Annotated in this window: 11 protein-coding genes and 1 tRNA gene; all 12 read right to left on the bottom strand. The window is 40.6% G+C overall.

Annotated features, from left to right (window positions below; translation table 11 throughout):
• The 12 genes from QE404_RS06395 to QE404_RS06340 all read right to left on the bottom strand — a co-directional run bounded on the left by QE404_RS06395 (position 1) and on the right by QE404_RS06340 (position 11,943).
• Positions 1–1,281, bottom strand: a complete 1,281-nt coding sequence (locus QE404_RS06395; RefSeq protein WP_307448115.1) for an MFS transporter — start codon at positions 1,279–1,281, stop codon at positions 1–3.
• Between the two features lie 59 nt (positions 1,282–1,340).
• Positions 1,341–1,940: a TetR/AcrR family transcriptional regulator gene (locus QE404_RS06390; RefSeq protein ID WP_307453778.1), complete on the bottom strand. Its 600-nt coding sequence runs from the start codon at positions 1,938–1,940 to the stop codon at positions 1,341–1,343.
• 98 nt (positions 1,941–2,038) lie between these two features.
• A complete protein-coding gene (locus QE404_RS06385; RefSeq protein ID WP_307448110.1) occupies positions 2,039–2,860 on the bottom strand; it encodes a 5'-nucleotidase, lipoprotein e(P4) family in 822 nt (273 codons plus the stop codon).
• A 353-nt stretch (positions 2,861–3,213) separates the two neighbouring features.
• A tRNA-Ala gene (locus QE404_RS06380) sits at positions 3,214–3,287 on the bottom strand.
• A gap of 169 nt (positions 3,288–3,456) precedes the next feature.
• Entirely contained in the window at positions 3,457–3,936 is a 480-nt protein-coding gene (locus QE404_RS06375; RefSeq protein ID WP_307448107.1) for a MarR family winged helix-turn-helix transcriptional regulator, read from the bottom strand.
• A 1-nt stretch (position 3,937) separates the two neighbouring features.
• Complete coding sequence (locus QE404_RS06370) at positions 3,938–4,429, bottom strand: GNAT family N-acetyltransferase (protein ID WP_307448104.1); 492 nt, start codon at positions 4,427–4,429, stop codon at positions 3,938–3,940.
• A 155-nt stretch (positions 4,430–4,584) separates the two neighbouring features.
• On the bottom strand, positions 4,585–6,000 hold the full coding sequence (locus QE404_RS06365; RefSeq protein ID WP_307448101.1) for a TolC family protein: 1,416 nt from the start codon (positions 5,998–6,000) through the stop codon (positions 4,585–4,587).
• 71 nt (positions 6,001–6,071) lie between these two features.
• Positions 6,072–9,218 (bottom strand): efflux RND transporter permease subunit, encoded by a 3,147-nt coding sequence (locus QE404_RS06360; RefSeq protein ID WP_307448098.1) that lies wholly within the window; start codon positions 9,216–9,218, stop codon positions 6,072–6,074.
• 1 nt (position 9,219) lies between these two features.
• Positions 9,220–10,407 carry an efflux RND transporter periplasmic adaptor subunit gene (locus tag QE404_RS06355; protein WP_307448093.1) on the bottom strand — a complete coding sequence of 396 codons (1,188 nt, stop codon included), beginning with the start codon at positions 10,405–10,407 and terminating at the stop codon, positions 9,220–9,222.
• A 1-nt stretch (position 10,408) separates the two neighbouring features.
• Positions 10,409–10,870: a GbsR/MarR family transcriptional regulator gene (locus QE404_RS06350; protein ID WP_307448090.1), complete on the bottom strand. Its 462-nt coding sequence runs from the start codon at positions 10,868–10,870 to the stop codon at positions 10,409–10,411.
• Between the two features lie 118 nt (positions 10,871–10,988).
• Positions 10,989–11,501, bottom strand: coding sequence for a GNAT family N-acetyltransferase (locus QE404_RS06345; RefSeq protein WP_371935240.1), 513 nt, complete (start codon positions 11,499–11,501; stop codon positions 10,989–10,991).
• Positions 11,502–11,712: 211 nt separating this feature from the next.
• A complete protein-coding gene (locus QE404_RS06340; protein ID WP_307448084.1) occupies positions 11,713–11,943 on the bottom strand; it encodes a DUF2007 domain-containing protein in 231 nt (76 codons plus the stop codon).
• Positions 11,944–11,960 lie beyond the last annotated feature (17 nt).

Genomic DNA, 11,960 nt, shown 5'->3' with positions numbered 1-11,960 from the left:
TTATATTTTATTGATAAATTGTTCTTCAGATTTTTCTAATAATTCTTCGTCGACGGCTTTTGTTTTCTTATTTTTAAATAATAAATTCCAAAATACGACAGCAATTACAATTCCTGCAATACCTTCCAGCAATAAGGTTGTGGGAGCGCCTATCCTCTCTGAAACAAACCCGATCAGCACACTTCCCAAAGGCAGCATTCCAAATATAGCAGTCAGCAGGATGCTTATAGCTCTTGAACGCATTTCAGGGATGACTTCAGATTGCACAATGATATTGCAGGTGGTAAATTGAGCAACGCCTCCCAATCCCGTTAGCGCAGCAAAAAACATAGACCAGTAAAAGTTTGTGGTATATGAAAAGAGGATCAGTCCGATACTCAGGATCATTGTACTCAGGATGAGGATATTCCTCATGGAGGCACCTTTCTTTAACGAAGCAAGAAATACCGTTCCCAGAACAGCCCCGATACCAATAAAACTTGAGATATAGCCAAATGTTTTAGCATCACCTTTAAAAATCTCCTTTGCATACACCGGAATTAAAGTGTCATAAGGTAAGATCAGTAATCCTGTAATACTCAGCATAATGATTACCATACTGATGGAAGGCTCTTTTCTTAGATACCTGAAGCCTTCTGCCAATTCTGTAAAAGTTCCTTTTTTGGTTTGCTTTTTAGGTATGACAGTTATTTTCATCAGTGAAATGGAAGCCATGACGGCTGCAAAGCTTGCAGCATTGATCAGAAAACATGCTCCTGCACCGAATTTCTGAAGGATAATTCCCGATAAAGCGGGACCAGCTAACTTTGCGATACTCGCCATTGCCGCACTCAGTGAAAGCGCACTCGGAAGGTCTTCATCATCTGTTACAACTTCATTGATCATTGCCTGGCGCGCAGGAACATCGTAAGCATTAATAATGCCCAGAAAGACACTTAATATAATAAAGCTCCAGATATTCTGGTGTCCGGTCATGACCAGAAAGGCCAGCAGAGATGCCTGGATTAATGACAAAATCTGAGTGATCTGTATAATTCTATACCGGTTATACCGGTCTGCTGCAACCCCTCCGAAAGCTGAAAATAAAAAAGACGGAAACTGCTCCGCAAAAATGGTCAGCCCCAGCATGAATGCAGACTGCGTCATGCTGTATACAACCCATACTACTGCTGTACGCTGCATCCATGTCCCAAACTGCGATACAGAACGTCCAAAAAAGTACAATGTATAATTCGTACTTCTGAACGCCCGGAATGTACTGATATTACTTAATTTGTTCATGTTTTAAATTAAACTTTTTGACATATTACGTTAAAATGTCAAAATTTAAATAAAAAATTTTACTTGATATATTTAATAACCATTGATGTCAAAGTGTTTACTGTAGTATTTAAACTTTCAAAACTTTTCTTTAGGCCAAATTCACGCCTGATACCTCTGATACTGCTCTGCAGAATAAAAATAATGGTTTCCTGTTCGTCAACAGAGACTGCCGGGATTTCATGGTTGCTGATACTTGTAGAAAATAAATTGAGCAAAAGACTTCTCTCTGCTTCCATCATTCGGTTGTGGGCATCGGTCATGTGCTTTGACTTTTCTTCATGATCCATTCCCGCTTCTATAGCTCTGAAGAATGAAGACCTTTCTTCCGATGTTTTAATTTTAGAAAGACAAAACTCCTCAATTTTTTCTTTGAACGTGTTTCTCTTCTTCATATTGGCATCAATCTCTGAAATAACTCCCCTGATCAGATTGGCCAGAACTGCCTGGAAAACCTCCTCACGGTTTTTATAATAATAATAAATAGATGTTCTGCTTTTGCCAACCGCTTTGGAAATATCATCCATCGTTACTTTCTTCAAACCATACTTCAGATACAGTCCTGAAGCGGTTTCCAGGATTTGCTGTGAAAGTTGGTCTTGTTCGGTTTGAGATGACATTGTCTGAATTGTGGATACAAAAATACAACATTTTGACGAAAAAACAAATTTTGTCAAAATGTTGTATTGCTATAAGAATTAATTTTTATGTATGATTCTTAGGGATTGGCTTTAACAGCATTATACATCATAGAATCTTTCTGTTGATTGGTATAATCGTATTTGTAATGGTAAAATGATGATTCCCAGTCGCCGTATCCTACGTTGGGTATCATAATGAATCTCTTACCAAAATCATCAGCGGAGCTCTTCACGGCTGCTGAACGCTCAGCTTCTGATTTGTTATCAAACAGGCTGGAAAAGTCAGCTAGATTGTCACCTAACAGCAGAACAATATTGTAATCTTTGGCAATATCTTTTCTTCGGTTCTCCTTACTGCTTTCTTTAGTACGAAGGATAAGATTGGAGTCGCTTTGAAGCGGGAAATTGTATTTTTTTAAATTCTTTACTGTTCCTGCCCGTTCCTGTTCTTTGCGGTTGGTCACATAAAAAACCTGGACACCTTTGCCTGCTGCATACTGATAAAATTCCTGAGAGCCTGTAAGAGGGGTCGCATTGCCTTTTGCAGTCCATTCTTCCCATGTTGCCTGATCATATCCTTTGCCTATTTTTGAGCGCTCAACGGCATAATAGGAATTATCTAGGAAAGTCTCATCAATATCCGAAACAATAGCCAGAGGCTTGTCCGATTTCCTTGCCAAAGCTTCGTCCAGGCGAAGTTTTGCAATATTATATGCCTGAAGGCAAAGTGCCTCATATTCTGCCGCTCGCTGCTGATAAAATGCACTATAAATTTTTCCATGAAGTCCAAGATTTTGATACGGTGTATCCTGGATGGAAGCTTTTGAAACCGGTGTTGCCGTTTTGCATGATGTCAGTGCAAATAGGCTGCCTGCAATAATGAAGGTAAGATTTTTCATTGGAATAAAATAGTAAGCAAATTTAGGATAATTTGATTTTAGGGCAAATATTTTCTGATTGTGGATGTTTTTGGAACCAGATAAAAATAAAAAAGACTCACTATTTATAGTCAGCCTTATGGTGAGCGCGAAAAGATTCGAACTTTTGACAGTCCCGATTAAAACCGGGATGCTCGATTTTTGGATCAATCTCAAAAGTTGGGGGAAGTTTTGTAGATGTATCTTGTATAATGATGAACAATCACGCAAATATTATCTGGGTATCTGAGCTTAATTTTAAACCTGATCAACCTGGGTTTATTCAATACAAAAAGAGTTGCAGATGAATATCATGCAACTCTTTATTATTAATGTGGAGAATACGGGGATCGAACCCGTCACCTTTAGACTGCCAGTCTAACGCTCTAGCCAGATGAGCTAATTCCCCAACTTTCTTAAAGCGGTACAAAAGTAAGTATTTAAACTGCATCTTCAAACAATTTTTCACTTTTTTATCACTTTTTTTTAAACTATTTTCTTATGGTCATCCTGCATTAAAATCTTTTTAAATAAAAGTGTGAAATCTATATTCAGTAATCCACTGGCAATCAAATAAGTTAAGTTTCTTTTTTTATTTTCAATGCTCTCTGGTAAAAAGACTGTTCAGCAATTTTTTCTTCTGCTTCAATAATCGCTTGCAGAAGATTGTTTTTATTATCTGCAATTTCGCCAAGTACTTTTGACATCAGTTCCCAGACCGGCTGCATCTTTTCAATCAGCTGGACGCCTTTCGGAGCCAGTACAATCAATCTTTTGCGCTCATCCTGTTTGTCTTTTCTGGATTGAATAAACTTTTGTTTTTCAAGTTCTTTCAGTAAGCTGATGGTAGATGGATGGGTATACCCTATTTCATTGGCAATTTCCACAACACTCATTATATTTTTATGATGGAGCGTAAAAATCACAGGGAACCACTTCGGTTCAAAATCGATATCAAAAGACTGATAGATCATAGCCCCATCTTTTCTCAATTGCTCACTAAGGCGCTGCAGCCTTGTAGATATAGCCAGAATGCCGGATTTATCTATTATATTCATACTATTGGTTTACATCTAAATAATAAAAAACATTATCTGCATTCATCAATGGAAATCGGGGCGGCAGATCTTCCTTTTTAATCTCTACAAAATAATTGCGTTCATAAAAACGCATGGCTGCCTTTAATATATTAACGGTTCCTAAATATATCTTTTCTATACCATTATTTCGACAAAAAAAAATTAAAACTTCTAGAAGCTTCTGTGCAATATTAAGCTCTTTTCCCCTGAATTCCTTTTTTACGAACATTTTTCTCACTGCTCCTGCTCTTGCATCAAATTTAACCAAAGCTATTGAACCTACAAGTTCACCGTCTACAAAAGCTCCCCAGAAATTTCCTCCTGATTCTATATAAAAAATCTCAATTTCTTTAAGATCCGGTTGATCTTCTATCGTGATGGGTACATTAAATTCTTTTTGCTGTATGGTAAGAATTAAGTTGATCAGTTCTTCAGAATAAGTGTTATCTAACTGTTGTATGCCCATTTTCATATGCGTGTTTATTTATGATCAAAACTACGTAGTTTACTACATATATACGAAATGTTTTTTGCATTTTATAAAAAATTTAACACTCGATACCCAATCTTCAGCAACAAAAAACGTATGCCATTTCTGACATACGTTATTATTTTATGGTTTAATTTTTATTTCCATCCTCCGCCAAGAGCCTGGTACAGCTCAACGGCAGCCTTCATTTTGCTGTATTCCGCATTGGCAATATTCAGTTCCGCATTTAAGGAATTGACACTTGCATTCAATACTTCCAGATAGTTGGCCATACCGTAGTTAACCAGTTCCTGGGAATACTCCACTGAGTTTTTATATGCATTCAGTTCTTTCTGCTTCAATTCAATGTAAGAATCCTGTACAGAGAATACACGGATGGCATCAGAAACTTCTTTACCGGCAGTAAGAACCGCCTTTCTGAAGTTCAGGTAAGCGCTTTCCTGATTGGCCAGGCTCACTTCATAATTGGTTTTGATCTGCCTTCTGTTCAGAATCGGTTGTGCCAGTCCCGTAACGATATTAGCAAACAGTGAATTGACACTGAAAAGATGGTCAATATCCACTGACTGTAATCCACCGCTTCCAGTAATCTTTAATGTAGGATAAAACTGGGCTTTTGCAGAATTGGTCAGTTCAAAAGCATTGATCAGATTATATTCTGCTCTCATAACATCCGGACGGTTAGCCAGGAGCTGGGCAGGATATCCCAGTTTCAGGTCAATCGGCAGCTTCTGGCTTTCCAGCGTTGATCTGGCTATGGATTGAGAAGGTTCACCCATCAGAAGGCTCATGGTATTTTCCAGCAGCTGTATCTGCGTATCAATATCAATCAGCAGAGATTGGGCATTGAAAACCAGGGCTTCACTTTGCTGTACGGCCACTTCCGTTAAAGTTCCGGCTTCTTTCAGTGCCCTGGTGGTTTCCAGATTTTTCTCCCTTAAGGCAATGGTTTCGGTAATAATCTTTTTCTGGGCATCATACGTCAGCAATTGATAGTATGAAGTGGCAATAGAAGCGACCAACTCACTCTTAACGGCTTTATGGGCCGCTACGGTTCCCAGATAGGTGGCCAGCTGCGCTTTTTCCTGTGCTTTCAGTTTGCCCCAGATATCCGCTTCCCAACCAATGGTTGCTGTGATATCAAACTGGTTGATGTATCTTCTTTCCCCGATGATCTGCCCGAACTGGGTATTGATAGATTGGGTCTGGAAGGTATAGTTAGGGCCTACCGACAGGGTGGGCTGATAAGCTGCTTTGCTTTGCCTTAGGTAAGATTCTGCGGAAGCTATATTCTGAAGGGCAATCCTGATGTCCAGGTTATTTTGTAGGGCTTTTGTAATATGTCCCTGAAGTATGGGATCCGTAAAGATATCCTTCCATGGAATATTGGCGACATTGGTACTGTCCGAGGACAGCATATCGGTACGGTATAACTTTTCATCAACCACATTTTTGGGCCTTTCGTACTCCCGTCTTGCCATACACGATGCCACGGTTCCCAGGATGATTGCTGAAAAAGTTATTCCTTTTATAATGTTTAATACACTTTTCATGATAAAAAATTACACGTTGTGAAACCGGAAACTGCAGCCTTAATTTCAGCTTGCAGTTTCCGAGTTAATTTTTATTCTGCTAAACTGATCTCTTCTTTTTTGATAGGTTTTACCTTTTCCTGCAGGGTCTGGAAGATCACAAAGAGCACAGGGATCACAAATAGTCCTAAGACTGTTCCGATCAGCAACCCGATCGCTGCTCCCGTGGCAATAGACCTGTTTCCTACGGCTCCGATTCCGCTTGCCAGTACCAGCGGCAATAATCCGAAGATAAAAGCAAATGAAGTCATCAGGATCGGTCTAAGCCTTGCCTTCGCTGCATTGATAGCGGCCATAACGATGCTTTCACCATGGTGCCTTCTCTGGATGGCAAATTCCACAATCAGGATGGCATTTTTAGCCAATAACCCTACCAGCATGATGAGGGCGATCTGGAAATAGATATTGTTTTCAAGTCCCATGATCTTCTGTCCGAAATACGCTCCCATTACCCCCAGCGGAAGTGAAATCACAACAACCAGCGGAAGGATGTAACTTTCATACTGTGCAGAAAGGATAAAATAGACGAAGATCAGACTTAAAGCAAAAATCAGAACGGTCTGGGAACCTGATGCCAATTCTTCCCTTGATAAACCGGTGAACTCTACCCCATAATTCTGGTTAAGCGATTCACTGGCTACCTGCTGTACCGCAGCAATGGCATCTCCGGAACTGTAACCGGCTGAGTTGGCTCCGGTAATTTTTACTGATGTAAACAGATTATAGCGGCTCACCGACTGCGGTCCATAAGCTTTGGTAAGGGTTACGAACTGGGAGATTGGTGACATGACTCCTGATCCTGTCCTCACGTACAATTCATTAAGGTTGTCAATGCTCTTCCTGTTTTCGGGAAGCGCTTGTATCATTACCCTGAACTGCTTTCCGTATTTGGTGAAGTCGGCACTGTAGATCCCTCCGATATATCCCTGCATGGTACTTAAGATATCACTCACGGATACGCCAAGCTGTTTCGCCAAAGGAACATTGATCTCCATCTGGTATTGAGGATATTTGGTATTAAAGGAAGTCTGGGCAAATTCAATTTCGGGCCTCTGCATCAGTTTCCCGATAAACTCATTGGTTTTATTGTCCAGGTCAGTATATTCACCTCCCGATTTATCCAGAAGCACCATCTCGAAACCGGCACTGCTCCCGAATCCGGGTACACTTGGCGGCTGGAAGAATACGATTTTCGCATCCGGCACTTTTCCGGAAATGCCGAAAAGCTTTTTGGTAATATCTTCAGAATTCAGTCCGTCTTTTTTACGGTCTTCAAAAGGTTTCAGCTTAATAAAGGCAAGACCGTTGTTGCTTCCGTTTCCGGATAAAAACCCTCTTCCGGTAGAAATCGTAACATTCTGTACACCCGGAATCTGTAAGGCATTTTTCTGAAGGGTCTTCAATGCATTATAAGTCCTTTCCATAGAGGCTCCCGGAGGAAGCTGAACATCGGTAAAGATGATTCCACGGTCTTCTGTAGGTACAAATCCCTTCTTCATGGTAGATGCTGCCCAGTACAGAATTCCTCCCGTGATGGCAAATATAATCAGGGTTACCCATTTATGTCTCAGGAGGAAAACAAATCCTCTACCATAACGTTCGGTCGTTGTTCTGAATGCAAGATTGAACTTATAGAAGAACTTCTGAAGGAAATTGAGTTCTTTATATTCTGCATGATGGTGTTCATTCGGTTTCAGGAAAAGAGAACACAATACCGGGCTCAGCGTCAAAGCATTCACAGCAGAAATAACAATCGCTACAATCAATGTAACCCCGAACTGTTGGTAAAATACACCGGTAGGCCCTGTAATGAATGTCACCGGAATAAATACAGATGCCATTACCAGGGTGATTGAGATGATAGCTCCTGTAATTTCATTCATGGCCTCCACCGTTGCTTTTTTGGCATCGGGGATTCCGTGCTCCATTTTGGCATGGACCGCCTCGACGACGACAATCGCATCATCCACCACAATACCAATTGCAAGAACCAACGCAAACAGCGTCAATAGGTTCAGGGAATACCCGAAGAGATTCAGGAAAAAGAATGCCCCTACAATGGATACCGGAACGGCAATCGCCGGAATCAAGGTAGATCTGAAATCCTGAAGGAAAATGAATACTACAATAAATACGAGGATAAATGCCTCGATCAGGGTATGCACCACTTTTTCAATAGACGCTTCAAGGAATTCGTTTGTATCGAAGTTATAGGTATATTTAATTCCCTGTGGAAATGTACTTTCCGCAGACTTCAGATAAGTTTTGATGTTTTTGATGATCTCCTGGGCATTGGATCCAGGAGTCTGGAAGATCCCCATACTGATGGAAGGATAATTTCCGTTTTCTCCGATCCCGGAGTATGAAAGGCCTGCCAGTTCTACCTTCGCTACATCTTTCAGCATCAGGTTCTGCCCGTCACTCAAAGATTTGATGATGATATTGTCATACTGTTCCTTTTCGTTGAATTTCCCTACATACTTAATGATATATTCAAAAGAGCTTCCGCTGTTCTGTCCTATAGAACCTGCTGCTGCTTCCCGGCTCTGCTCATTGATGGCATTGGTTACGTCGGTAGGCGTTACTCCGTAGGCAGCCATTTTCGCAGGATCAAGCCAGACCCTCATGGAATAATTTTTACCCCCGAAAACGTTGGCATCTCCTACCCCGTTAATCCTTTTAAGACTAGGGATTACATTAATATTCAGAAAGTTCTGGAGATAAACATCATCCAGGTCTTTGTTCTCAGAATAAAAAGACATGTACATCAGGGCACTCGTCTGCTGTTTCTGGGTTACCACCCCGGAACGCGTTACCTCACTCGGCAGCAAAGGGGTTGCCCTGGCTACCCGGTTTTGTACGTTTACAGCTGCAATATCCGGATCAATTCCCTGTTTAAAGAAAATCTGAATGTTGGCAGATCCGTCGTTTCCGGCAGAAGAAGTAATATAATCCATCCCTTCCACACCATTGATCTGTTCTTCCAGGGGTACTACTACACTCTTCATCACCGTTTCCGCGTTAGCTCCGGTATAGTTTGCCGTTACACTTACGGTAGGCGGTGCAATATCCGGATACTGCGTAACCGGCAGCGAGACTAGTCCCAAAATACCGAGTATCACAATGAGGATGGATATTACGGTAGATAAGACCGGTCTGTTGATAAAATTCTTAATCATCTTAAAATTTCGGTTTAATTGATTGAACAAGGCTATCCATCTTCACAGGCTGCTTTTTAATGGCCGTTCCCGGCTTCAGTGAGCCGATACCGGAAGCCACTACCGTTTCGCCTTTATTAAGTCCTGACCGGATCAGGGCAAGATTGTCTATCCTCTCAATGACGTTTACAACAACATTTCTGGCAGTATCTCCTTTATCCACTTTATAAGCGTAAACGATTCCCTGCTGCTCATACGTAGCACTTTCCGGGATGACCAGGACGTTATCGTAACGTTCAGGGAAGCGTATCGTTCCGCTGTTTCCGTTACTCAGCAGCTTTTGTGCATTGGTAAAGGCTACCCTGAACTGGATTGTTCCGGTAGTTGGGTCTATCTGCCCGGTAATGGCTTCAATCCTTCCCTTTTCAGGATAGAGGCTTCCATTCGCCAACTGCAGTTCAACCATCGGCAGGTTTTTAATTTTTTCTTTCATGCTTGCACCCGGCGCTTTCTCAAGAAAATCAAAGTACTCCTTTTCATTCATGGAGAAATAAGCGAAGATTCCTGATGTATCTGAAATGGTAGTGATCGGAGTCTGATCAGAAGGTCCTACCAGGCTTCCTACTTTAAGCGGAAGTTTTCCTACAACCCCTGAAATAGGGGCCCGGATAATGGAATATTCAATATTGGCTTCAACCCCTTTGTATGTAGCGGTAGCCTGCTGCTTTGCCGCAACAGCCTGTTGCAGTTCTGCCTGTGCACGGGATAAGTTAGCCTGTGCCGTCTGCAGCTGTACATTGCTGATGATATTTTTAGCAACAAGCGGCTTCAGCTTATTTACTTCCACCTGGGAAGCATTTACAGCAGCCTGAGCGGCAGCTATATTGGACTGAGCAGCACCAATCCCTGCTTTTGCTGCAGCAGCATTCTCATTGAGTATATTGGTTTCCAGGCGGAACAAAGGCTGCCCCTTAGTCACATATTGCCCTTCATCTACCAGCACCTGAGTAATATACCCCTGTATTTTTGCCCTTACATCATTATTGATCCTTCCCTGGATGGTAGCTGGGAAAGTCTGGTAACCCACAATGTTTTTAGTCTCTACAGAAACAACAGGATAAGGTTTCGGCCCATCCTGTTTCGGTGCTTCTTTCTTACAAGCCGTCAACGACAGGGCTGCAACAGAAAGTATGAGTAACTTGTTATTCATTTTATAGTTTATTAAGAGATTCCTGAATATTTTTTATATTTTTATTGAGAAGTTTTTTGTATTCTTCTATTTTTTCGTCACACCGCTTGGGATAGCCCTGATTTTCTTTGAATCTGTCAAGTTCATCAAATAATTCCAGCTCATCATGCATCTTTTTGACGATTTTTTCAAACCTGATCTTTTTATACTGATCATTGATGAAAAAATATCGTTTCCTCTCATCCATTTTATTATGATCTATGATAAGTTCAGCATTCAGCAACAGTGAGATGTTAGTGGAAACAGAACTCTTGCTTGCAGATAATATGTCGACAAACTCATCAAAAGTTACACCTTCCTTATCAAAATCAAAAAGAAGGTATGCGTAAATCTTTGAAGCCAAGGGGGGTATATTAAAAACTGTCCCGTAGAATTTCACAGCATCCTGGAAAATCTTCTGATCAATTTCTATCCTTTTATCCATTTATAAAATTTCATCAAAAATATAAATTAGTTCGGAACAAAACGAACAAAGATAATAGAGTTTATGAATAGATGGTGTTTTATAAATTCAATTGCATTGTGCTTTAACCTTGCGGCTGTTAAGTAATCAATTTCTCATAAGCCTTGCGTATACCGCCGGCAAGACAGACTTCTCCACAGTAAGAATAGCCTTTGCTTTCCAGTATTTTCAGCATCGGGACATTATCGAAATTAGTATCAACCTTAATGCTCTGGATCTTATGAGACCTGGTAAAATCTTCAATATGATCAAAAAGTTTTTTTACCATTCCCTGTCCTGCAAAGCGCTCGTCAACACCTACCCTGTGCACTACCACAAATTCTCCCTCACTGAGCCATGCGCCATCAATAGTGCTGTATGCCGGTTCATCATTCAGGATGAGCGCGGTATATACAGCGACAACACCATCTACTGTCAATACATATCCGAATCCGTTGGCAATATCAGTTTCTACGGTACCCAGATTCGGATAGCCCTGTTGCCACTGACTGCTGCCATCTTTTTTACGCCTGGCAATGGCCTGCTGCAAAATATCCCAAATGATATGTTTATCTTCTTCCTGCGCCTGTCTCAATCTGATTTCCGGATGCATCATAATGTTATAATGTTTTTTAGAAGTGTTTCCTGGTTTTTATATTCTGACAGACTATTAACATGATGCTAATCTGAACGAAGAATGATTATGCCTTAGATTGCCATTCTGATCTATCATAATGTACTACGTGAGGAAACATTAAAAACCGAAAATTAACTAGATTAATTTTCGGTTCGAAGTAGTAAAATTTAAAATTATGAAATTGTTTTTAATGATTTACATTTTGCTGAAGATAAGCGTCAATGACATCAAATGCCTTTTTCTCATCTTCGAGGGCTACCAATAATTTCAATGATGTAGCGGTAGGGGTTGTAGTGAAAGTTAGGTAATTGTTTTCAACACTGTTTTTGATTTTTGCATCGTCCAATTTCGATTTTATAAGCTGGATTTCTGCCGGCTTATCGCTTTCAAAAACTGATACTCTTGTACTTCTTTCCATGTTTCTTTCCTTTTTGA

This window comes from Chryseobacterium camelliae, from assembly GCF_030818575.1.
Classification (GTDB): Bacteria; Bacteroidota; Bacteroidia; order Flavobacteriales; family Weeksellaceae; genus Chryseobacterium; species Chryseobacterium camelliae_A.
This window is presented reverse-complemented; position numbering and strand designations above follow the sequence as displayed.